Raw genomic sequence first — 21,661 nt, forward strand, 5'->3', positions numbered from 1 at the left:
GCAGATTTTCTGTTCAGGACGACGCCGTGAGCTCCAGCATTTTCTGGCACGACTATGAAACCACCGGTATCAACCCGCGCAGCGACCGGCCCCTGCAGGTGGCAGGGGTGCGCACCGATCTGGACCTCAACGAGATCGAGCCGCCGGTCAACCTCTTCTGCCAACCCGCCGACGATATTCTGCCGCACCCTGCGGCGTGCCTGATAACCGGCATTACCCCGGCGCAGCTGGCCACCCAGGGCCTGTGCGAAGCCGAGTTCATGACCCGGGTGCACGCCGAGCTGGCGCGCCCGGGTACTTGCGGGGCCGGCTACAACTCGCTGCGTTTCGACGACGAAGTGACGCGTTACAGCCTGTATCGCAACTTTTTCGACCCCTATGCCCGCGAGTGGCAGGGCGGCAACAGCCGCTGGGACCTTATCGATGTGGTGCGCACTGCCTACGCCCTGCGCCCCGATGGCATCCAGTGGCCGCAGCGCGACGGCCAGGTGAGCCTGAAGCTGGAGTTGCTGACGGCGGCCAATGGCATCGATCACGGGCAGGCGCACGAGGCGCTTGCGGATGTGCGTGCCACGTTGGCAATGGCGCGCTTGATCCGCGAGAAGCAACCCAGGCTGTATGCATGGTTGTTCCAGTTGCGCAGCAAGCAGAAAGTCCTCGATCAAGTGCGTTTGTTGCAACCGCTTGTGCATATTTCCGGACGCTTTTCTGCGGCACGTAATTATCTTGGCGTGGTGCTGCCCCTGGCCTGGCATCCACGCAATCGCAATGCGCTGATTGTGTGCGACTTGCATCAGGATATCGCACCATTGCTGACGGAAGATGCCGAAGTGTTGCGTCAGCGTCTGTACACCCGACGCGAGGAAATGTCCGAGGGACAATTGCCGGTACCGTTGAAATTAATTCAGATCAATCGCTGCCCGGTGGTCGCGCCCTTGAGTGTATTGCGCGGTGAAGATCAGCAACGCCTTGGCCTGGATATGACGTTGTATCAACAGCGCGCCGAGCAGTTGAGTGCCGCCCAGGCCGTGTGGCAGAACAAGTTGAGCGCTATTTATGACAGTCAGGAATTCGCCCCGAGCGAAGACCCCGAGCAACAGCTGTATGACGGATTTATCGGTGATCGCGACCGACGCCTGTGTGAACAAGTAAGAACCGTGGAGCCCGAGCAATTAGCCACGGGTCAGTGGATGTTCGACGATGCACGATTGCCGGAGTTGCTGTTTCGCTACCGTGCGCGCAATTTTCCGCAGACCTTGGATGCACAGGAGCGCCAGCGTTGGCTCGGGTTCTGCCAGCAGCGCCTGAGCGACCCGGCAATGGGCGCTCCGAATACCCTTGAAGGCTTCGAGCAGGCATTGCAGAGCGCCTGGCTGGATGCCGATGCCACGCAGCGCGAGTTGCTGGCGCAATGGCGAGCCCATGCCATGAACTTGCGCGAACGGTTTGCCCTGCAGTAATTGCAGGCAATAAAAAACGCCAGCATGCTGGCGTTTTGGGCTGACCTGTAACCGGGTTACAGTGTCCAGCGATTAACCGAGCAGGGTCGCCCAGCCTTCTACTACGTCACCACCCCACTTGGCTTTCCACTCTTTGAGTGTCTTGTGGTTGCCACCTTTGGTTTCGATGACTTCGCCATTGTGCGGGTTCTTGTATTGCTTGACCTTGCGTGCACGCTTGGTGCCGGTGGTTTTAACCGGGCCGCGAGGGGCCTTGTTCAGTTTGGCCTCAGGGTCCAGCAGAGCAATAATGTCGCGCAGCGACTTGGAGTACTCGCCCATCAGCTCGCGCAGTTTGGCTTCAAACTCCAGCTCGGTTTTCAGCTTGTTGTCTTCGGACAGGTTCTTCAGGCGGGCTTGCAGTTCTTTGATGGCTTCTTCGGTAGCGCGGTATTCGTTGATCAGGGACATGAGGTATTCCTTGGAGGGAAGGGACGCAGGACAGCGGTGCAGCAATAATAGTCAGACACTTAATACAAGTAAACATTAAACCGCCGTCATTGCGGAATACCTTCATAATTGAAAGGGTATTGTGACGAGATACTCCCAATTATCCGCTTCAATTGTTAAATAACTTTAATGTGCCCTTGACGAGGTGCAAGCCCAGGCTGGCTGCGGTGTGAGGTTGTGATACACGGTATGCAATCACTACTGCAGTTTTTCCGGGCAGTCGTTAGAATACGCGCCTTTGCGAACTCTGGAGCCCCTCTCATGCGCACCTATCGGCTGGTGATCGCTTGCCCCGACCGTGTCGGCATCGTCGCCAAAGTCAGTAATTTTCTGGCGTCCCATAACGGCTGGATCACCGAAGCGAGCCATCATTCCGATGACCTGAGCGGCTGGTTCTTCATGCGTCACGAAATCCGTGCCGATACCCTGCCTTTCGGCATCGAGGCGCTGCGCGAAGCGTTCGCGCCGATTGCCGAAGAGTTTTCGATGGTGTGGCGCATTACCGACACCGACCAGAAGAAACGCGTGGTGCTGATGGCCAGCCGCGAGTCCCATTGCCTGGCCGACCTGCTGCACCGCTGGCACAGCAACGAGCTGGACTGCGATATCCCGTGCGTGATCTCCAACCACAACGACCTGCGTAGCATGGTCGAGTGGCACGGCATTCCGTTCTACCACGTACCGGTCGACCCGCAGAACAAGCAGCCGGCATTTGCCGAGGTGTCGCGCCTGGTCAAGGAGCATGCCGCCGACGTGGTGGTGCTGGCGCGCTACATGCAGATCCTGCCGCCACAGCTGTGCCAGGAATACGCCCAGCAGGTGATCAACATTCACCACAGCTTCCTGCCGTCGTTCGTGGGGGCCAAGCCGTATCACCAGGCGTCGATGCGAGGCGTGAAGCTGATCGGCGCCACCTGCCACTACGTGACCGAAGAGCTGGATGCCGGCCCGATCATCGAGCAGGACGTGGTGCGTGTGAGCCACAGCGACAGCATCGAGGACATGGTGCGTTTCGGTCGCGACGTCGAGAAGATGGTGCTGGCCCGCGGCCTGCGCTATCACCTGGAAGACCGCGTGCTGGTGCACGGCAACAAGACGGTGGTGTTCTAGGACCGCACCGGCCCTTCGCCAGCCTTGCTGGCGAAGGGCACAACGCGTGTCTACCGCCGTGCCAGGCGCAACCGCTCCAGCAGCGGCTTGCCCAGCAGGCAGACGAACACCGGGCCGCCCACCACCAGATAGAAGTAGTACGTCACCACCCGCCATATCAGAATCGCCGCTGCCGCGGTCGACTTGCCCACCATGGGCGTCAGCAGCGTCGCCGAGGTCAACTCCGCCGCGCCAGCCCCGCCGGGCAACAGGCTGAACTGGCCGGCACTCAGGGCGAGCATCTGCACCAGAAAGCTCGACACCCACTGCAGGTCTGTCCCCAGCCCGCGCAACACCAGGTACAGCACGCTGTAGCGCAGCGCCCAGTGCAGGCAGGTGAGCCCGAACACCAGCGCCAGTACCCGCTTGGGCAGGCGCCAGGTGGCGGCAAACGCGCGAAAGAAGTGCAGCACCTTGCGCGCCCAGCGTCGGCACGTGGCGTCACGCACCTTCAACCGCCGCAGCAGCCGGCCCATCGCACGCATCAACCCGCGGCGCCAGCGCAGTATCGCCAGCCCCGCCAGCAGGGCGGCGAACATCATCAGCGCACTGGCCAGCAGCATGCCCTGCATGCTTGCGCTGAAGCGGTGGAACAGCATGTAGATGACAATCCCGAACATCGCGCACAGGAAGAACACCAGGTCATTGAGCTGGTCCATGGCGAACACCGCGCTGCTCTGGGCCGGTCGCACCCGGTGCCTGGCCAGCAGGGCCACCAGCGCCAGTGGCCCGCCGCTGCCGCCGGGGGTGGAGCAGATGGCGAACTCGGTGGCCATGATCACCCCCAGGCTGCGCACCCGCCCCAGCGCCGCCCCCTGGGTGCCGAGCAGCAGACGCAGGCGCAGGGCGTTGATGCACCAGCACAGCACGATCATGCCGAACAACCCCATCAGCAGCGCCAGCGGGAACCGCTGCAGGCGCGGCAGCAGGTCGCTGCCGCCCAGCAGCGTCGGTACCAGCAGCGCCAGCAGCAGGGCCAGCGTGAGCCAGCCCAGGCGAGTCATGCGCCGGGCCTGCTGGCCAGCCAAGCCATCTTGGTCATGGGGGTACGGCCCTGCTGCAGCAGTTGCTGCAGGGTGTCGAGCCAGTAGCGGCGCGAATAGGCATGGCGCATGTCCACCGGGTGCAGCCCGAGGCGGATCGTGGCCGCCTGCTGCAGGCGTGCCCGGCGCGCCTCGCTGAGTACTTTCGACAGCCCGCGGCGCCAGGCACTGCGGGCGCTCCACACCAGCCCCGGGGCGTCGATGCGGCTGAAGTCGGGCAGGCGGAACAGGTGCTGCGGGTCGCTGGTGTAGTGCAGCGGGGTTTCGCGCAGGGCCTGGCGAGTGCCTTCGCTCATCAGCCAGGCCGGGGCAACGAAGCCGGTCAGCGGCCAATCGCAGGCCTGGAACAGCTCGATCCCGGCATTCAGGCGATGCAGCGCCTGGGCCTGGCCCAGGGCGTAGAACTCACCCTCCCAGGTATAGATGCGGCGCATGAAGTACTCGCGCGGCGAACGTGGCGGCGGACCGTCGTCGGCATGGTAGTAGCCATGCAGGGCCAGTTCGTCGCCCCGGCTCAGTCGCCGCTCCAGCACCTGGCGAAAGGCCGGGGCCTGCTGCACAGGGTTGCGCCGGTGGAAGTCGGGTACCACCAGCAGGGTCATGGGGATGTCGCCCAGGGCGTCGACGGCTTCGACGAAGGGCTGGTAGTCGGGCCAGGTTTCCGGGGCCACGTCGTGCAGCACCAGCAGTACGCTGGGGTGCTGGTTGTGCAGGTCAGGCTGTTCAGGCATGGGCGCGCACCGGTTGCTCGTGATGGCCCAGCACGGCCCGATAGTGTTCGAGCAGGCCGCCGACCACTGTGTCCCAGGCGTAGTGCTGTTCGGCATGCCGGCGTGCCTGCTGCCCCAGTTGCGGTGCGCCGGCCTCGAACAGCTCGCGCACGGCGGCGGCCATCGCCTGGCCGTCGTTGGGCGTGCACAGCCGGCCGTAGCTCGGTTCGACGATTTCGGTAAAGGCCCCGGCCGCTACCGCCACCACCGGGATGCCGCTGGCCATGGCCTCGAGTATCACCAGCCCGAAGGTCTCCTGGTCGCCGGCGTGCAGCAGCGCATCGGCACTGGCCAGCAGGCGGGCGACCTGGGTGGCCGGGCAGAAGTGGTTGATGATGGTGACGTTGGCCGGCACGTTGCTGGGCATGTGCGAACCCACCAGCAGCAGGTGATAGTGCTTGCCCAGGCGTTTCATGCAGTCCAGCAGCACGGGCAGGTTTTTCTCCCGGGAGCCGCGCCCGGCGAACACCAGCAGGCGCGTGGTGTCGGCCAGCCCCAGATCGGCGCGCAGGCCGGGGTCGCGATGATCGGGGTGGAAGGTCTGCAGGTCCACCCCGAGGCGCTGTACATGCACATTGCCGATGCCCAGCCCGCGCAGCTTGTCGGCCATCACCTGGCTGGGCGCCAGCACCCGGTCGAAGTTGCCGTACAGCTTGCTGACATAGGCTTCGACATTGGGCGTGAACCAGTGGCCCATGCGGTTGCCGACCAGCAGCGGCAGGTCGGAATGATAGAACCCGATCACCGGCACATCGAGCTGGCGCCGTGCATCGAGCGCGGCCCAGGCGGTGAGGTAGGGGTCGCCCACTTCGATCAGGTCCGGTTGCAGGTCATGCAGTACGTTGCGCCAGGGCGCCAGACGCAGCGGGAAGCGGTAGCCGTTGCCGAAGGGCAGGGCGGGGGCAGGCACCTGATAGATGCCATTGGCATGGCTGGCGCTGGCGCCGGGGATCAGCAGGCTGTGGCGAACGCCGGGGTTCAGGCCCAGGCGGCGGTGTTTGGCATCAAGATAGGTACGCACACCGCCACTGGCGGGGGCGTAGAACATGGTGATGTCAGCGATGTGCACGATCAGCATCCCTCCGAGACCGTCTTCAGGTTGTCATCGCGCATGGATATGCGGTGGATGACGCGCCCTAGGGTGGACCTCAGTGAAGGATAGTTTGTTCGATCATGTTGCGCGCCCGGCGAGCAAGCCGCCGGGCGCGCGCGGTCAGATGCGGAAGGTACCGACCAGGTGCTTGAGGCGGCCGGCCTGCTGTTCCAGGTCGGAACAGGCACGCAGGGTGGCCTGCAGGTTCTCCACGCCTTCCTGGTTGAGCATGTTGATTTCGTTGATGTCCATGTTGATCGACTCGACCACCGAGGTCTGCTCTTCGGTGGCGGTGGCCACCGACTGGTTCATGCCGTCGATCTCGCCGATACGCAGGGTCACGCTGCCCAGGCGCTCGCCGGCCTGGTTGGCGATCGAGACGCTGTCCTGGCTGTGGCGCTGGCTCTGGCTCATGGTGTCGACCGACTCGCGGGCGCCGACCTGCAGCTCTTCGATCATGCTCTGCACCTGTTGTGCCGACTCCTGGGTACGGTGGGCCAGGTTGCGCACTTCATCGGCCACCACGGCAAACCCGCGCCCGGCTTCACCGGCACGGGCCGCCTCGATGGCCGCGTTGAGGGCCAGCAGGTTGGTCTGTTGCGAGATGCTGGTGATCACTTCGAGGATCTGACCGATGTTCACGGTCTTGCTGTTGAGCGTCTCGATGTGCGAGCTGGAGGTGGAGATAAGGTCCGACAGACGGTTCATCGCCTGGATGCTGCGGTCTACCACCTGCTGGCCCTCTTCGGCCAGGTGGCGTGCAGAGCTGGCCTGCTGCGAGGCTTGCGCGGCGTTATGGGCGATTTCCTGGGCAGCGGCGCCCAGCTCGTTGATGGCGGCGGCCACGCTGTTGGTGCGGTTGGCCTGCTCGTCGGAGTTGACCATCGAGGAGTTGGAGGCGCTGACCACGCGCAGTGCCACTTCGTTGACCTGCTGGGTGGCCGAGGACACTTCGCGGATCGAGCTGTGGATACGCTCGACGAAGTGGTTGAAGGCGCGGCCCAGGGTGCCGAATTCGTCGTTGCTGTGGATGCTCAGACGCTTGGTCAGGTCGCCTTCGCCCTGGGCGATGTCTTCCATGGCGCGGGTCATGATGTGCAGCGGTTGCAGCAGCACGCGGATGAGCATGCCGAGCAGGGCGATGATGATGGCCACCGCAATCACGGTGACGATCACCGCCGAGGTGCGGAACTTGCTCAGCATCGCGTAGGCTTTTTCTTTATCGATCGAGAGACCGATGTGCCAGTTGGCCGATGGCAGGCCTTTGACCGGTGCGAAACTGAGGATACGGGTCTGGCCGTTGTTCTCGACCTCGGTCAGTTCCTTGGTCAGGCGCGGGGTGTTGTTCGGGTACAGGTCCGACAGCGACTTCATCACCAGGTCCTTGTCCGGGTGCACCAGGATCTTGCCTTGGTCGTTCACCAGGAACGCGTAGCCCATGCCGCCGAAATTCAGGGAGTTGATGATCTTGACCAGGGCGTCCAGCTCCATGTCGCCACCGACCACGCCCAGTTCGCGCGACACTGTGGCGTTCATGCCGATCACCATCTTGCCGGTACTGATGTCCAGGTAGGGTTCGGTCAGGGTCGGGCCGTTGGCCGCCATGCTGTCCTTGTACCAGTCGCGGATGCGCGGATCGTAGCCGTCAGGCATCTGGATCACCGGGCGCACGGTGAAGCCGCCGTCGGTCTTGCCCATGTACACCGTGATGAAGCTCGACGCCAGCACCTTCTGGTCCAGCAGCGAATCGAGGTTGCCGGGAGCTGCCGCGATGTTCTGTGCCAGGTTCTCTACCAGCAGCAGGCGTCCTTCGAAGAGGTTCTTGATGTTGGTCGAGGCGGCATCGCCCATTTCGCCGACATAGTTTTCCAGATCTTCGTGAATCGCATTACGCTGCAGGTAATCGTTGTAGAGAGTAAAGAGGGTGAAGGCCACAAGGACGATCAGGGAAGCAGCCAGCAAGATCTTATGGCTGAAACGGAAGCTTTTATTCATGGCGTATTGGGTCCGCTAAGGTCTTTATATCCGGGTCATTCGCACAAAGGCATCTTGAAAGCAGTGCAGTTCCCATGTCCTTGTCGGGCTTTTCCTGACTTTCTGGGTGAAACATCAACACTTGGTATCGGCCGAGTACTACTAAAGCTTGAACAGAGGGTGAAAAAACATGCCTGACTCTTCGCAGTTCATTCTCGGTGCGGACCTGGCGGGGCAGCCGGTGTGCCAGGCCATGCGCCTGGCCAACCGTCACGGACTGGTTGCCGGGGCCACCGGCACCGGCAAGACCGTGACCTTGCAGCACCTGGCCGAGGCCTTCAGCGATGCCGGCGTGGCGGTGTTCGCTGCGGACGTCAAAGGCGACCTGTGCGGCCTGGGTGCGGTGGGCAGCCCGCAGGGCAAGGTGGCCGAGCGGATTGCCGGCATGCCCTGGCTCGAGCATCGGCCGCAGGCGTATCCGGTGACCCTGTGGGATGTGCACGGCAAGTCCGGGCACCCGTTGCGCACGACCTTGAGCGAAATGGGCCCGTTGCTGCTGGGCAACCTGCTCGAACTCAACGACAGCCAGCAGGCGGCGCTGTATGCGGCGTTCAAGGTGGCCGATCGCGAGGGCCTGTTGCTGCTGGACATCAAGGACCTCAAGGCGCTGCTCGGCCACCTCAAGGACAACCCGCAGGTGCTCGGCGAAGACAGTGCGCTGATGACCAGCGGTTCCAGCCAGGCCCTGTTGCGGCGCCTGGCGACCCTGGAGCAGCAAGGGGCCGAGGCTCTGTTCGGTGAGCCGGCGTTGCAGTTGCCAGACCTGCTGCAGCCTGCTGCCGACGGGCGCGGGCGCATCCACCTGCTCGATGCCAGCCGCCTGGTGCACGAGGCGCCGAAGGTGTATGCGACCTTCCTGCTGTGGTTGCTGGCGGAGCTGTTCGAGCAGTTGCCCGAGCGTGGCGATGCGGACAAGCCTCTGCTGGCGCTGTTTTTCGATGAGGCTCACCTGTTGTTCAGCGGCACGCCCAAGGCCTTGCAGGATCGTCTGGAACAGGTGGTGCGGTTGATTCGTTCCAAGGGGGTGGGGGTGTATTTCGTGACTCAGTCGCCGGGCGACCTGCCGGACGATGTGCTCGCCCAGCTCGGCCTGCGCATCCAGCATGGCTTGCGTGCGTTCACGGCCAAGGAGCAGAAGTCGCTGCGGGCGGTGGCCGATGGGTTTCGGCCGAACCCGGCGTTCGACACCCTGGCGGTGCTGACCGAGCTTGGCATTGGCGAGGCGTTGGTGGGCACCCTGCAGGACAAGGGCACGCCGGGCATGGTCGAGCGGGTACTGATCGCGCCGCCGCAATCGCGCATCGGGCCGTTGAGCGAGGCCGAGCGGGCGGCGCTGATTGCGGCGTCGCCGTTGCAGGGGCGCTATGACAAGCCGATCGATCGGGAGTCGGCGTACGAGATATTGATGGCGCGCAAGGGGCAGGTGCCATCGGCGCAGCAGGCGCCGGCCGAGGAAAGCCTGGCCGACAAGGCCGGGGAGTTCTTGCAGAGCGCGGCGGGGCAGGCGATCAAGTCGGCGGTGCGCCAGGCGGCCAATCAGTTCGGACGGCAACTGGTGCGGGGCTTGATGGGCTCACTGCTGGGGGGCAGCAAGCGCCGCTGACAAGGCGTCGAGGCACTGAAGTTGCCGGTTCGCCGGCAGGTTCTCAAGCGGGCCCGAAGGCATCGAGCCGGTGCCCTGCGCAGGCTCGGCAGGTTGTGCCAAGGGGCCGCAGCAGAGCTCGCAGCTTCGTGTATAGGCCGTGTCGGCTGTGAGCAGTTGGCCTGCGCACAGCAGCACGCCCTGACCGTCGGGCAGCAACGTGGCGCTGTGGGAGAAACGCGGTTCGTTCAGCTCGCTGCCCAGCACCCATGCATCCTGGCGCGGGTCGTACAGCTCGGTGCTGGGGCGGTAGGGCAGTCTGGTATGGCCGGCCAGCAGCAGCCGACCATCGGGCAGCAGCGTGGCGGTATGCCCCTGGTGTCCACGCTGCATGGGCGGGCCACTTCGCCAGGTATTGGTTAGCGGATCGTACAAAAACGATTCCAGTGCATTTTCACCAAACGGCATGCAGGTGCCACCCGCAACCATCACCTGGCCATTGTTCAGCAGCGTGGCCGTGTGTTGCATGCGGGGGGCAGGCAGTGGCGTGATCGGCTCGAACCGCCCGGTCTGCGGGTCGAAGAGTTCGCAATTGGCCAGTGCCTGGTCGGGGGCATAGCCGCCGATAATCAGCACCTTGCCGGAATCGAGCAACGTGGCGCTGTGGTTCATGCGTGCCTGACTGCGCTCACCGAGCTGATGCCACTCGTCGCTGGCGACGTCGTACAGCTCGACGATGTCGAGCACTTTCCCGGTATCGCCGTTGAGGTGGTTGCCGCCGATGACAAGCACCTTGTTCGTGCCGCCCCACAATGACGTAGCGGTGTGGCTGAAGCGGGCAACCTGGAGGCTGCGCAGCGTTGTCCAGCATGAGCGGATGGGGTCGAAGCGCTCGACGTGGTCGCTGGCTTCTCCGGTTTGCGAGCCGCCCACCAGCAGAAAGGACCCGTCGTCGAGAATGACCGTGAGTTGCGAGAATGCCGCCTTCTGCTTGGGGGGTTGTTGCTTCCATTCGCGCTTGTCAAGGCTGAAGCGTTCCACGCTGTCGGTGGCATGCCCGCCATTGGTGATGCCGCCGGCAACCAGCACATCGCCATTGGGCAAACGCATGGCGCTGTGCAGGGCCCGGGCGATGTGCATGGCGCCAGCGCAAGCGTGGATATGGCCGTCCTTCGACATGTGCATTCTCCTTGTCGGCGTGAAAAGGAGGGTGCGCTGCAGGTGGCCCATCGTCTACTGACATAAATGACAGTGCGTTTGCGCAGGGCCATGAAAAAAGGGCCAGCCAAATAAATGGCTGACCCTTCTGCGGTGCAGCGTTATTTCAACCGATGGCTTTGGACGCCAACCAGAACAACCCCGCCGACAAGGCGATGGTCGCCGGCAGGGTCAGCACCCAGGCCAGCAGAATGGTGCGCACGGTGCCGCCTTGCAGGCCGCTCTTGTTCGCCACCATGGTCCCGGCCACACCCGACGACAGCACGTGGGTGGTCGACACCGGCAGGCTGAAGATGTTGGCCGCGCCAATCGCGCAGGCTGCGGTGATCTGCGCCGACATGCCCTGGGCATAGGTCATGCCCTGCTTGCCGATCTTCTCGCCAATGGTCAGTACCACACGCTTCCAGCCCACCATGGTCCCCAGGCCCAGGGCCAGGGCCACCGCCAGGATCACCCAGAACGGCGCGTACTCGGTGGTCGCGGTCAGGTCACGACGCAGTTTGTCCAGGTCGGCCTTTTCACGTGCTTCCAGGCCTGGCAACTTGCTGACCTTTTTCGCCGTGTCATCCAGGCACAGCAGGTAACGCCGCACTTCCACGCGCTTCTCGGCAGTCAGCGAATGGTAGTCCGCCACGCCGTTGAGCGACTGCTGCAGCGCGGTGATGGTCGGCTCGGTCTGTTGCGGATTGCAGCTGAACTGCTCCGGCAGGTCACCGGCCTTGGCCTTGCCCAGTGCCAGGAATTCGCCCAGGGTTTCGCTGTTGCGCTGGTAGAACTGGCTCAGGTGCAGGGTCGCGTCACGGGTACGTTCGATCTGGTAGGTAGTGCTGTTCAGGTCCAGCACGAACTGCGCCGGTACGATGCCGATCAGCACCAGCATGATCAGGCCGATACCTTTCTGACCATCGTTGGAACCGTGTACGAAGCTGACGGCCATGGCCGAAATGACCAGTACCAGGCGGTTCCAGAACGGCGGGTGCTTCTTGTCGTCGAGCTTGCGGCGCTGTTCAGGCGTCTTGTGCATCTTCGACAGCGGACGCCACCACTTCAGGCCGATCAGCACCAGCGCGGCCACGGCAAAGCCGGCCATGGGCGAGAGCACCAGCGACATGCCGATGTCGATTGCCTTCTGCCAGTTGACCCCGTCACCCAGTGGAATGTCGTTGAGCAGCGCGTTGGCCAGGCCCACGCCCAGGATCGAGCCGATCAGGGTGTGCGAGCTGGACGCCGGGATGCCGAAGTACCAGGTACCCAGGTTCCACGCGATGGCCGCGGCCAGCAGCGAGAAGACCATGGCCAGGCCATGCCCGGTGTTCACATTGATCAGCAGCTCCACCGGCAGCAGGTGCACGATGGCATACGCCACCCCGACTCCGCCCAGCAGGACGCCAAGGAAATTGAACACGCCGGAAAAGAACACGGCCAGGTGCGGCGGCATGGCTTTGGTATAGATGACAGTCGCTACCGCATTGGCGGTGTCATGAAAGCCATTGATGAACTCGAAGGCGAGCACGAAGGTCAAGGCGAGCAACAGGCTCACCAGTACCCAGGCATCAAGTCCGCTGAATAAATCGATCATGAAGGAATTCTGACCCGGTCATAAGGGGGCGCGATTATGCCAGAAATCCTAGGTAATCGATGCACTAGGTGCTGACCGGTCGGGGCGCTTTTGCGGGGGGGCAGGGCACTGCAGGAGGGGAGGGTAATCAAGAAAGATCGGCAAAAATCAGAAAAAATAACGCGAACGGTCAAGAAAAAACCGATGTTTTCCACGGCTGAATAATTCAAACGACCGTATTAAATTTGTGAGATTACGTAACGGTTTCATCTTCGACGCCGCAAGGGTCGCCCAAGGCACCGTCTTCGTGCCGGTGCCGTGCCCAGGGGCGGGCGCTTTGTCCGAGGGTCAGGGCTCCTGTGGGCTGAGCTCCTTTTCGATCTTTTGCAGTTCCACGGCAAATGCCTGGTCCAGCAGGCTGGCACGTTTGCGCCAGGGTTTGCGTTCGGGGTCTGGTTGGGCGGCGTATGTGGTGACTTCTCCGCCATAAACGTCCTTGTAACGTTGTTCCTGGCGCTCGAGTTCAGCGCGCAGTTCATCTTTCGTCACAGTCTTTCCTGAAGTTGGAGTTGATGCCGATTTCAACACAAGCACGTTTAACCCGACGACAGCGGCGCAGGCCATTGTGTCGAGCGTCTATATAAGACGAGGGTGATTGCAGTTGAATGGCTGTTTTACACCTTCTGTCAGGGCCTGTCAGCCAGGCAGAAGCAAAAACGGCCTTGCTGGTGGGCAAGGCCGTGCCTGGGACTTCTACGGTGGGTACCTGACCAGTCTCTCCAAGAAGCCACATGTGGCAGGCGAAAGGTATAAGCAATTGTAGGCATCGGTCAATTGCGATTATCGGCCGATGGTTCGATAATCGCCCAAGTGAAGTTTGCCGAGGTGAGTCATGAGTGAAGAAACAGGGGGCAAGGGCCCAGGCCTGAACGACAACGTGCGCAGCTCTTTCGCTTCGTTGGCGCCGCCCATCGTGGCCTCGCCGGCCAAGCGCATCCAGGCGTTCACCGGCGACCCGGATTTCATGACGTCGCTGGCGCGGGGCCTGGCGGTGGTGCAGGCGTTCCAGGAGCGCAAGCGGCACCTGACCATCGCCCAGATCAGCCACCGCACCGAGATCCCGCGCGCGGCGGTTCGCCGTTGCCTGCACACGCTGATCAAGCTCGGCTATGCCACCACCGACGGGCGCACCTATTCATTGCTGCCCAAGGTGCTGACCCTGGGTCATGCCTACCTGTCCTCGACGCCATTGGCGGTATCGGCGCAGCCGTACCTGGACCGCATGAGCGACCAGTTGCACGAGGCCTGCAACATGGCCACCCTCGAAGGTGACGACATTCTCTACATCGCCCGCTCGGCGACGGTGCAGCGCCTTATTTCGGTGGACCTGTCGGTGGGCGGGCGCCTGCCGGCCTATTGCACCTCGATGGGGCGCATCCTGCTGGCGGCGCTGGACGACGCCACCCTGCACGAATACCTGGAGCACGCCGACCTGCAGGCCAAGACCAGCCGTACCGTGCACGACCCGGCAGCCTTGCTGGAAATCCTCCAGCAGGTGCGCGAGCAGGGCTGGTGCGTGGTCGACCAGGAGCTGGAGCAGGGCCTGCGTTCGATCGCGGTGCCGGTGTACGACGCCTCCGGCCAGGTGCTGGCGGCGCTGAACATCAGCACCCACGCCGGGCGGGTGAGTCGCAGCGAGCTGGAGCAGAAGTTCCTGCCGATCATGGTGGCGGCCAGCCGCGACCTGAGTACCCAGCTGTTCAGTTGAATGCGTCGAGCGGTTCCTGTTCGATAAACGCACAGTCTTGCGTTTATCGAATTGCGCCGCGTCGCGCGCCTTATTAATGTCCCTCGCATCAAGTGGCCCCTGACGGCCTCCAATAATAATGAGCGAGAGAACACCCCATGACCTGCACCCTGTCCTGCTTCAGCCTGTACCTGCCCGCCTGCCGGCTGCACGGTAGCTGACCCTTTCCAAAAGACCCGTACCCGACCGTCTGTGCCGTTCACGCGCGCACCCGCACACTCGCGCGCATCTTCTGGATAAAAACAATGAATAGTCCCCAAGCTGCTGTTGGAAACTGCCTGGATGTGCAGTCGTTCATCAATGCCCAGCCGTTGTCGCGTTACCAATGGCGGGTGGTCATCCTGTGCTTTCTGATCGTGTTCCTCGACGGCCTGGACACCGCCGCAATGGGCTTCATTGCCCCGGCACTGTCCCAGGACTGGGGCATCGACCGCGCCAGCCTGGGCCCGGTGATGAGCGCCGCGCTGATCGGCATGGTGTTCGGTGCGCTGGGCTCGGGGCCGCTGGCCGACCGTTTCGGGCGCAAGGTGGTGCTGGTGGGCGCGGTGTTGCTGTTCGGCGCGTTCAGCCTGGCCTCGGCCTATGCCACCAACGTCGACCAGTTGCTGGTGCTGCGCTTTCTGACCGGCCTGGGCCTGGGCGCCGGCATGCCGAACGCCACCACGCTGCTGTCCGAATACACCCCCGAGCGGCACAAGTCGTTGCTGGTCACCAGCATGTTCTGCGGCTTCAACCTGGGCATGGCCGGTGGCGGGTTCATTTCCGCCAAGCTGATCCCGATGTTCGGCTGGCACAGCCTGCTGCTGATCGGCGGCATCCTGCCGCTGCTGCTGGTGGTGGTACTGATGGTGTGGCTGCCGGAGTCGGCGCGTTACCTGGTGGTGCGCAACAAGGGCACCGACCGGGTACGCCGCACATTGGCGCCGATCGAGCCGGGCATCGTCAACCAGGCTGCGAGCTTCAGCGTGCCGGAACAGAAGACGGTCAAGGCGCGCAACGTGTTCGCGGTGATCTTCTCGGGCACCTACAGCGTCGGCACGCTGCTGTTGTGGCTGACCTATTTCATGGGCCTGGTGATCGTCTACCTGCTGACCAGCTGGCTGCCCACGCTGATGCGTGACAGCGGCGCGAGCATGGAGCAGGCGGCGTTCATCGGTGCGCTGTTCCAGTTCGGCGGCGTGCTCAGCGCTGTGGCGGTAGGCTGGGCGATGGACCGCTACAACCCGCACAAGGTGATCGGCACCTTCTACCTGCTGGCCGGGGTGTTCGCCTACGCGGTGGGCCAGAGCCTGGGCAACATCACGCTGCTGGCGACCCTGGTGCTGATTGCCGGCATGTGTGTGAACGGGGCGCAGTCGGCGATGCCGTCGCTGGCGGCGCGCTTCTACCCCACCCAGGGCCGCGCCACCGGCGTGTCGTGGATGCTGGGCATCGGCCGGTTTGGCGCGATTCTCGGGGCCTGGATGGGCGCCACGTTGCTGGGCCTGGGCTGGAACTTCGAACAGGTGCTGACGGCCCTGGTGATCCCGGCCGCGATCGCGACGGTGGCGGTGGTGATCAAGGGTGTGGTGAGCCACGCTGACGCGACCTGACCGGCTGGCAGTAGCGCCCCCATCGCGGGTCAAGCCCGCTCCCACATGGATCTCCACCGTACCTGTGGGAGCGGGCTTGACCCGCGATGGTTTGTGGATCCTTAGCACAACAACAATACGTTCGATAATCGAACGCTATGGCGATTATCGGATTGTACGGCCCAATGCGCCGCCTTAATCTGAGCTCATGCCGGTGCCGCCCAGAGGCACCTCTGAAACCGCTCTCCAGGAGTCTGCAATGGCTGAAATCCTCTCGCTCCACGACGCCGTGAAGCAGTTCGTCAACGACGGCGACAGCGTCGCCCTCGAAGGCTTCACGCATTTGATCCCGACCGCCGCCGGGCACGAAATCATTCGTCAGGGCAAGAAGGATCTGACCCTGGTGCGCATGACCCCCGACCTGATCTACGACCAGCTGATCGGCGCCGGCTGCGCCCGCAAGCTGATCTTCTCGTGGGGCGGCAACCCGGGTGTCGGGTCGCTGCACCGCCTGCGTGACGCGGTCGAGAAGCAGTGGCCGCACGCCATGGAAATCGAAGAACACAGCCACGCCGACCTCGCCAACGCCTACGTTGCCGGTGCCTCGGGCCTGCCGTTCGCGGTGCTGCGCGCCTACGCCGGCTCCGACCTGCCCAAGGTCAACCCGCTGATCAAGAGCGTGAGCTGCCCGTTCACCGGTGAGGTGCTGGCCGCCGTGCCGTCGGTTCGCCCGGATGTCACCGTGATCCACGCGCAGAAGGCCGACCGCAAGGGCAACGTGCTGCTGTGGGGCATCCTGGGTGTGCAGAAGGAGGCCGCCCTGGCCGCCAAGCGCTGCATCGTCACCGTGGAAGAGATCGTCGACGACCTCAACGCACCAATGAATGCCTGCGTGCTGCCCACCTGGGCACTGTCGGCCGTGTGCCTGGTACCGGGCGGGGCGCACCCGTCCTACGCGCACGGCTACTCCGAGCGTGACAACCGCTTCTACCAGGCCTGGGACCCGATTGCCCGCAGCCGTGAGACCTTCACCGCCTGGATCGACGAATACATTCGCGGCACCGCCGACTTCCCTGCCTTCAAGGCAAAACTGGCCAGCGCTTCGGAGGCTGCACAATGAGCTACTCCACCAATGAAATGATGACCGTTGCCGCTGCCCGCCGCCTGCGCAACGGCGCCGTGTGCTTCGTCGGCATCGGCCTGCCGTCCAAGGCCGCCAACCTGGCACGCCTGACCTCTTCGCCCGACGTGGTATTGATCTACGAATCGGGCCCTATCGGCGCCAAGCCGACGGTACTGCCGCTGTCCATCGGTGACGGCGAGCTGGCCGAAACCGCCGATACCGTGGTGCCCACCGGCGAGATCTTCCGCTACTGGCTGCAGGGCGGGCGCATCGACGTGGGCTTTCTGGGCGCGGCCCAGGTCGACCGTTTCGGCAACATCAACACCACCGTGGTCGGCGACTACCACCAGCCCAAGGTACGCCTGCCGGGTGCCGGTGGCGCACCGGAAATCGCCGGCTCCGCCAAGACCGTGCTGATCATCCTCAAGCAGTCCTCGCGCGCCTTCGTCGACAAGCTCGACTTCATCACCTCGGTCGGCCACGGCGAAGGCGGTGACTCGCGCAAACGCCTGGGCCTGCCCGGTGCCGGCCCGGTGGGCATCATCACCGACCTGTGCATCATGGAACCTGAAGCCGGCAGCAACGAATTCGTGGTCACCTCGATTCACCCGGGTGTGACCCGCGAGCAGATCGTCGCCGCCACCGGCTGGGCGATCCGCTTTGCCGACAGCGTCGAAACCACTGTGGCGCCGAGCGAAGTCGAGCTGACTGCCCTGCGCGACCTCGAAGCGCGCACGGCGGCCGCCCACGGCCAAGCGCCGGGAGAAGCCTGATGCGTGACGTATTCATCTGCGACGCGATTCGCACCCCCATCGGCCGCTTCGGCGGCGCCCTGGCCGGCGTGCGCGCCGACGACCTGGCGGCGGTACCGCTCAAGGCCCTGATCGAGCGCAACCCCACCGTGCAATGGGACCAGCTCGACGAAGTGTTCTTCGGCTGCGCCAACCAGGCCGGTGAAGACAACCGCAACGTGGCGCGCATGGCCCTGCTGCTGGCCGGGCTGCCCGACAGCGTGCCGGGTGTGACCCTCAACCGCCTGTGCGCCTCGGGCATGGACGCCATCGGCACGGCGTTTCGCGCCATTGCCAGCGGCGAGATGGAGCTGGCGATTGCCGGCGGCGTCGAGTCGATGTCCCGTGCACCGTTCGTGATGGGCAAGGCCGAAAGCGCCTACTCGCGCAACATGAAGCTGGAAGACACCACCATCGGCTGGCGCTTCATCAACCCGCTGATGAAGGCCCAGTACGGCGTGGACGCGATGCCGCAGACCGCCGACAACGTGGCCGACGACTATCAGGTATCGCGCGCCGACCAGGATGCCTTCGCCCTGCGCAGCCAGCAGCGCACCGCCAAGGCCCAGGCCGCCGGCTACTTCGCCGAAGAGATCGTGCCGGTGCGCATCGCGCACAAGAAGGGCGAGACCGTGGTCGAGCACGACGAACACCCACGCGCCGACACCACCCTCGAAGCCCTGGCCAGGCTCAAGCCGGTCAACGGCGCGGACAAGACGGTCACCGCCGGCAACGCCTCGGGCGTCAACGACGGCGCCGCGGCGCTGATACTGGCGTCGGCCGAGGCGGTGCAAAAGCATGGCCTGACCCCGCGCGCGCGCGTGCTCGGCATGGCCAGTGCCGGCGTTGCCCCCCGGGTAATGGGCATCGGCCCGGTGCCGGCGGTGCGCAAGCTGATCGAGCGCCTGGGCGTGGCGGTCACCGATTTCGACGTGATCGAGCTCAACGAAGCCTTCGCCAGCCAAGGCCTGGCCGTGCTGCGCGAACTCGGCATTGCCGACGACGCGCCGCAGGTCAACCCCAACGGCGGCGCCATTGCCCTGGGTCACCCGTTGGGCATGAGCGGCGCACGCCTGGTGCTGACAGCGCTGCACCAGCTGGAGAAATCCGGCGGGCGCAAAGGCCTGGCGACCATGTGCGTGGGTGTCGGGCAGGGCCTGGCCCTGGCCATCGAGCGCGTGTAATCAATGATCCCGCTGCTGCGACCTCCACGCAAGGTCGGGGCAGCGGGGTGATTGTTCTGTGGAACGTGAGTGTTACCGAGTGTGTCTAGACTTCAGACATCCTCCCAGAGTGAATTGCCATGACTTCAATCCATTACACCGGCGAAGAACGCAGCAAACGCATTTTCGCCATCGTCGGTGCCTCCTCGGGCAACCTCGTGGAATGGTTCGACTTCTACGTCTATGCCTTCTGCGCGATCTACTTTGCCCCGGCTTTCTTCCCCTCTGACGACCCGACGGTGCAGCTGCTCAACACCGCCGGCGTGTTCGCCGCCGGGTTCCTGATGCGGCCCATCGGCGGCTGGCTGTTCGGCCGTGTGGCCGACCGCCACGGGCGCAAGAATTCGATGATGATCTCGGTGCTGATGATGTGCGCCGGCTCGCTGGTGATTGCCTGCCTGCCGACCTACGCCAGCATCGGTGCCTGGGCACCGGCGCTGCTGTTGCTGGCGCGGCTGTTCCAGGGCCTGTCGGTGGGCGGCGAATACGGCACCACCGCCACCTACATGAGCGAGGTGGCCCTGCGCGGCCAGCGCGGTTTCTTTGCTTCGTTCCAGTACGTGACCCTGATCGGCGGGCAACTGCTGGCGGTGCTGGTGGTGGTGATCCTGCAGCAACTGCTCACCGAAGATGAGCTGCGCGCCTGGGGCTGGCGCATCCCGTTCGTGGTGGGTGCCATCGCGGCGGTGATCTCGCTGTTCCTGCGTCGCTCGCTGGAAGAGACCAGCAGCGCCGAAACCCGCAACGACAAGGATGCCGGCAGCCTCGGCGGCCTGTTCCGCAACCACAAGGCGGCGTTCATCACCGTGCTTGGCTACACCGCCGGCGGCTCGCTGATCTTCTACACCTTCACCACCTACATGCAGAAGTACCTGGTGAACACTGCGGGCATGAGCGCCAAGACCGCCAGCTTCATCATGACCGGTGCACTGTTCCTGTACATGTGCATGCAGCCGCTGTTCGGCATGCTCTCGGACCGCATCGGCCGGCGCAATTCGATGCTCTGGTTCGGCGCCCTGGGCACCCTGTGCACGGTGCCGATCCTGCTTACCCTGAAAACCGTCACCAGCCCGTTCCTGGCCTTTGTGCTGATCACCCTGGCGCTGGCCATCGTGAGCTTCTACACCTCGATCAGCGGGCTGGTCAAAGCCGAGATGTTCCCGCCGCAGGTACGTGCGCTGGGCGTGGGCCTGGCCTACGCGGTGGCCAACGCGATCTTCGGCGGCTCGGCCGAATATGTGGCACTGGGGCTCAAGTCGCTGAACATGGAAAACGCCTTTTACTGGTACGTTACGGTGATGATGGCGATTGCCTTCCTGTTCAGCCTGCGCCTGCCCAAGCAGGCGGCGTACCTGCACCACGATCATTGAGAAGGACCACCGATGAACCAACGTCCGGGCAATCAGCTGTTCGATGCCTACTTCACCGCGCCGGCCATGCGCGCCGTGTTTTCCGACCGTGGCCGGGTGCAGGGCATGCTCGATTTCGAAGCCGCGTTGGCCCGCGCCGAAGCGGCGGTGGGGCTGATCCCGCAGGTGGCGGTGGCACCGATCGAAGCGGCCTGCCAGGCCGAGCGCTATGACTACGCGGCCCTGGCCGAGGCCATCGCGGTGGCCGGCAACTCGGCCATCCCGCTGGTCAAGGCGCTGGGCAAGGTGATTGCCAGCGGCGTGCCCGAAGCCGAGCGCTTCGTGCACCTGGGCGCTACCAGCCAGGATGCGATGGACACCGGGCTGGTGCTGCAATTGCGCGATGCCCTGGGCCTGATCGAAGCCGACCTGGCGCGCCTGGCCGACAGCCTGGCGCACCAGGCGCTGCAGCATGCCGACACGCCGCTGGCCGGGCGCACCTGGCTGCAACATGCAACGCCCGTGACCCTGGGCATGAAGATCGCCGGCTGGCTCGGTGCACTCACCCGTCACCGTCAGCGCCTGCAGGAGCTCAAGCCGCGCCTGCTGAGCCTGCAGTTCGGCGGCGCCTCCGGCACCCTGGCGGCGCTGGGCAACAAGGCATTGCCGGTGGCCGAGGCGCTGGCCGGGCAGCTCAGGCTGAGCCTGCCCGAGCAGCCCTGGCATACCCAGCGTGACCGCCTGGTGGAGTTCGCCTCGGTGCTGGGCATGATCGCCGGCAGCCTGGGCAAGCTGGGACGCGATGTGAGCCTGCTGATGCAGACCGAGGCGGCGGAGGTGTTCGAGCCTGCTGCGCCGGGCAAGGGCGGCTCGTCGACCATGCCGCACAAGCGCAACCCGGTGGGCGCGGCGGTGCTGATCGGCGCCGCTACCCGTGTACCGGGGCTGGTGTCCACGCTGTTCGCGGCCATGCCCCAGGAGCACGAGCGCAGCCTGGGCCTGTGGCATGCCGAATGGGAAACCCTGCCCGAGATCTGCTGCCTGGTGTCCGGCGCCCTGCGCCAGGCCCAGGTGATTGCCGAGGGCCTGGAGGTGGATGCTGCGCGCATGCGCCGCAACCTCGACCTGACCCAGGGCCTGGTGCTGGCCGAGGCGGTCAGCATCGTGCTGGCCCAGCGACTGGGCCGGGACACCGCACACCACCTGCTGGAAACCTGCTGCAAGCGTGCGGTGGCCGAACAGCGTCAGCTGCGCGACGTGCTGGGCGACAATCCGCAGGTAACTGCCGAGCTGTCGGCGGACGAACTCGACCGCCTGCTCGACCCTGCTCATTACCTGGGCCAGGCCCGCGTGTGGGTGGCGCGGGCGGTGGCTGAACACCAACAATTCAAGCGTTGAAGG

18 protein-coding genes and 1 pseudogene are annotated in these 21,661 nt (G+C 64.3%); 10 read left to right on the plus strand and 9 right to left on the minus strand.

Annotated features, from left to right (window positions below):
* Nucleotides 1–26 precede the first annotated feature (26 nt).
* Nucleotides 27–1,460, plus strand: coding sequence for an exodeoxyribonuclease I (gene sbcB / locus CR917_RS05450; protein WP_043862125.1), 1,434 nt, complete (start codon nucleotides 27–29; stop codon nucleotides 1,458–1,460).
* A 72-nt stretch (nucleotides 1,461–1,532) separates the two neighbouring features.
* Here sbcB and mvaT read toward each other — a convergent pair whose 3' ends face one another.
* Nucleotides 1,533–1,910 (minus strand): histone-like nucleoid-structuring protein MvaT, encoded by a 378-nt coding sequence (mvaT, locus tag CR917_RS05455; protein ID WP_043862126.1) that lies wholly within the window; start codon nucleotides 1,908–1,910, stop codon nucleotides 1,533–1,535.
* Nucleotides 1,911–2,210: 300 nt separating this feature from the next.
* Between mvaT and purU the strand changes: the two genes are divergently transcribed.
* Nucleotides 2,211–3,059 (plus strand): formyltetrahydrofolate deformylase, encoded by an 849-nt coding sequence (purU, locus tag CR917_RS05460; RefSeq protein WP_043862127.1) that lies wholly within the window; start codon nucleotides 2,211–2,213, stop codon nucleotides 3,057–3,059.
* Nucleotides 3,060–3,109: 50 nt separating this feature from the next.
* On the opposite strand, the gene CR917_RS05465 is transcribed toward purU, so the two are convergent.
* The 5 genes and pseudogenes from CR917_RS05465 to CR917_RS27980 all read right to left on the minus strand — a co-directional run.
* Nucleotides 3,110–4,102: a lysylphosphatidylglycerol synthase transmembrane domain-containing protein gene (locus tag CR917_RS05465; RefSeq protein WP_043862128.1), complete on the minus strand. Its 993-nt coding sequence runs from the start codon at nucleotides 4,100–4,102 to the stop codon at nucleotides 3,110–3,112.
* Nucleotides 4,099–4,872, minus strand: a complete 774-nt coding sequence (locus CR917_RS05470) for a DUF2334 domain-containing protein (RefSeq protein ID WP_058540899.1) — start codon at nucleotides 4,870–4,872, stop codon at nucleotides 4,099–4,101. Before CR917_RS05470 ends, CR917_RS05465 begins: the two co-directional genes overlap by 4 nt.
* A complete protein-coding gene (locus tag CR917_RS05475) occupies nucleotides 4,865–5,989 on the minus strand; it encodes a glycosyltransferase family 1 protein (RefSeq protein WP_104571985.1) in 1,125 nt (374 codons plus the stop codon). The genes CR917_RS05470 and CR917_RS05475 overlap by 8 nt, the downstream gene beginning before the upstream one ends.
* Before the next feature lie 135 nt (nucleotides 5,990–6,124).
* A complete protein-coding gene (locus CR917_RS27975) occupies nucleotides 6,125–6,889 on the minus strand; it encodes a methyl-accepting chemotaxis protein (RefSeq protein ID WP_370409115.1) in 765 nt (254 codons plus the stop codon).
* 93 nt (nucleotides 6,890–6,982) lie between these two features.
* Nucleotides 6,983–7,999, minus strand: a pseudogene (locus tag CR917_RS27980) (cache domain-containing protein); the annotation flags it as partial.
* Between the two features lie 169 nt (nucleotides 8,000–8,168).
* Between CR917_RS27980 and CR917_RS05485 the strand changes: the two are divergent.
* Complete coding sequence (locus CR917_RS05485) at nucleotides 8,169–9,641, plus strand: helicase HerA-like domain-containing protein (RefSeq protein WP_058540901.1); 1,473 nt, start codon at nucleotides 8,169–8,171, stop codon at nucleotides 9,639–9,641.
* Here the strand turns inward: CR917_RS05485 and CR917_RS05490 are convergent.
* The 3 genes from CR917_RS05490 to CR917_RS05500 all read right to left on the minus strand — a co-directional run bounded on the left by CR917_RS05490 (nucleotide 9,612) and on the right by CR917_RS05500 (nucleotide 12,945).
* Entirely contained in the window at nucleotides 9,612–10,799 is a 1,188-nt protein-coding gene (locus tag CR917_RS05490; protein WP_158255578.1) for a kelch repeat-containing protein, read from the minus strand. The genes CR917_RS05485 and CR917_RS05490 overlap by 30 nt on opposite strands.
* Nucleotides 10,800–10,944: 145 nt before the next feature.
* Nucleotides 10,945–12,417, minus strand: a complete 1,473-nt coding sequence (locus CR917_RS05495; protein WP_043862134.1) for an inorganic phosphate transporter — start codon at nucleotides 12,415–12,417, stop codon at nucleotides 10,945–10,947.
* Between the two features lie 327 nt (nucleotides 12,418–12,744).
* The gene (locus CR917_RS05500) at nucleotides 12,745–12,945 is read right to left on the minus strand and encodes a hypothetical protein (protein ID WP_043860747.1); all 201 of its coding nucleotides are present in this window, start codon (nucleotides 12,943–12,945) and stop codon (nucleotides 12,745–12,747) included.
* A gap of 343 nt (nucleotides 12,946–13,288) precedes the next feature.
* Here CR917_RS05500 and pcaR point away from each other — a divergent pair, with 343 nt between their 5' ends.
* From pcaR to CR917_RS05535, 7 genes are all read left to right on the plus strand, one after another.
* Complete coding sequence (pcaR, locus tag CR917_RS05505; protein ID WP_173925037.1) at nucleotides 13,289–14,164, plus strand: pca regulon transcriptional regulator PcaR; 876 nt, start codon at nucleotides 13,289–13,291, stop codon at nucleotides 14,162–14,164.
* Between the two features lie 284 nt (nucleotides 14,165–14,448).
* A complete protein-coding gene (locus CR917_RS05510; RefSeq protein ID WP_043860748.1) occupies nucleotides 14,449–15,795 on the plus strand; it encodes an MFS transporter in 1,347 nt (448 codons plus the stop codon).
* 238 nt (nucleotides 15,796–16,033) lie between these two features.
* Complete coding sequence (locus CR917_RS05515) at nucleotides 16,034–16,894, plus strand: CoA transferase subunit A (protein WP_104571987.1); 861 nt, start codon at nucleotides 16,034–16,036, stop codon at nucleotides 16,892–16,894.
* Nucleotides 16,891–17,670 (plus strand): CoA-transferase subunit beta, encoded by a 780-nt coding sequence (locus CR917_RS05520; RefSeq protein WP_043860750.1) that lies wholly within the window; start codon nucleotides 16,891–16,893, stop codon nucleotides 17,668–17,670. The genes CR917_RS05515 and CR917_RS05520 overlap by 4 nt, the downstream gene beginning before the upstream one ends.
* Nucleotides 17,667–18,872, plus strand: a complete 1,206-nt coding sequence (gene pcaF, locus CR917_RS05525) for a 3-oxoadipyl-CoA thiolase (RefSeq protein WP_173925075.1) — start codon at nucleotides 17,667–17,669, stop codon at nucleotides 18,870–18,872. Before CR917_RS05520 ends, pcaF begins: the two co-directional genes overlap by 4 nt.
* A gap of 119 nt (nucleotides 18,873–18,991) precedes the next feature.
* Nucleotides 18,992–20,281: an MFS family transporter gene (locus CR917_RS05530; RefSeq protein WP_078479546.1), complete on the plus strand. Its 1,290-nt coding sequence runs from the start codon at nucleotides 18,992–18,994 to the stop codon at nucleotides 20,279–20,281.
* Nucleotides 20,282–20,293: 12 nt separating this feature from the next.
* Nucleotides 20,294–21,658 carry a 3-carboxy-cis,cis-muconate cycloisomerase gene (locus CR917_RS05535; RefSeq protein ID WP_104571988.1) on the plus strand — a complete coding sequence of 455 codons (1,365 nt, stop codon included), beginning with the start codon at nucleotides 20,294–20,296 and terminating at the stop codon, nucleotides 21,656–21,658.
* Nucleotides 21,659–21,661 lie beyond the last annotated feature (3 nt).

This window comes from Pseudomonas sp. BRM28 (assembly GCF_002939405.1).
Lineage (GTDB): Bacteria > Pseudomonadota > Gammaproteobacteria > Pseudomonadales > Pseudomonadaceae > Aquipseudomonas > Aquipseudomonas palmensis.

Coding starts and splice junctions, on each gene's coding strand:
- CR917_RS05470 (WP_058540899.1), bottom strand. CDS start 4,872: ATGCCTGAACAGCCTGACCTGCACAACCAGCACCCCAGCGTACTGCTG.
- purU (WP_043862127.1), top strand. CDS start 2,211: ATGCGCACCTATCGGCTGGTGATCGCTTGCCCCGACCGTGTCGGCATC.
- CR917_RS05535 (WP_104571988.1), top strand. CDS start 20,294: ATGAACCAACGTCCGGGCAATCAGCTGTTCGATGCCTACTTCACCGCG.
- CR917_RS05520 (WP_043860750.1), top strand. CDS start 16,891: ATGAGCTACTCCACCAATGAAATGATGACCGTTGCCGCTGCCCGCCGC.
- pcaR (WP_173925037.1), top strand. CDS start 13,289: ATGAGTGAAGAAACAGGGGGCAAGGGCCCAGGCCTGAACGACAACGTG.
- CR917_RS27975 (WP_370409115.1), bottom strand. CDS start 6,889: ATGGTCAACTCCGACGAGCAGGCCAACCGCACCAACAGCGTGGCCGCC.
- CR917_RS05485 (WP_058540901.1), top strand. CDS start 8,169: ATGCCTGACTCTTCGCAGTTCATTCTCGGTGCGGACCTGGCGGGGCAG.
- CR917_RS05465 (WP_043862128.1), bottom strand. CDS start 4,102: ATGACTCGCCTGGGCTGGCTCACGCTGGCCCTGCTGCTGGCGCTGCTG.
- CR917_RS05510 (WP_043860748.1), top strand. CDS start 14,449: ATGAATAGTCCCCAAGCTGCTGTTGGAAACTGCCTGGATGTGCAGTCG.
- CR917_RS05475 (WP_104571985.1), bottom strand. CDS start 5,989: ATGCTGATCGTGCACATCGCTGACATCACCATGTTCTACGCCCCCGCC.
- CR917_RS05490 (WP_158255578.1), bottom strand. CDS start 10,799: ATGTCGAAGGACGGCCATATCCACGCTTGCGCTGGCGCCATGCACATC.
- CR917_RS05515 (WP_104571987.1), top strand. CDS start 16,034: ATGGCTGAAATCCTCTCGCTCCACGACGCCGTGAAGCAGTTCGTCAAC.
- mvaT (WP_043862126.1), bottom strand. CDS start 1,910: ATGTCCCTGATCAACGAATACCGCGCTACCGAAGAAGCCATCAAAGAA.
- CR917_RS05495 (WP_043862134.1), bottom strand. CDS start 12,417: ATGATCGATTTATTCAGCGGACTTGATGCCTGGGTACTGGTGAGCCTG.
- CR917_RS05530 (WP_078479546.1), top strand. CDS start 18,992: ATGACTTCAATCCATTACACCGGCGAAGAACGCAGCAAACGCATTTTC.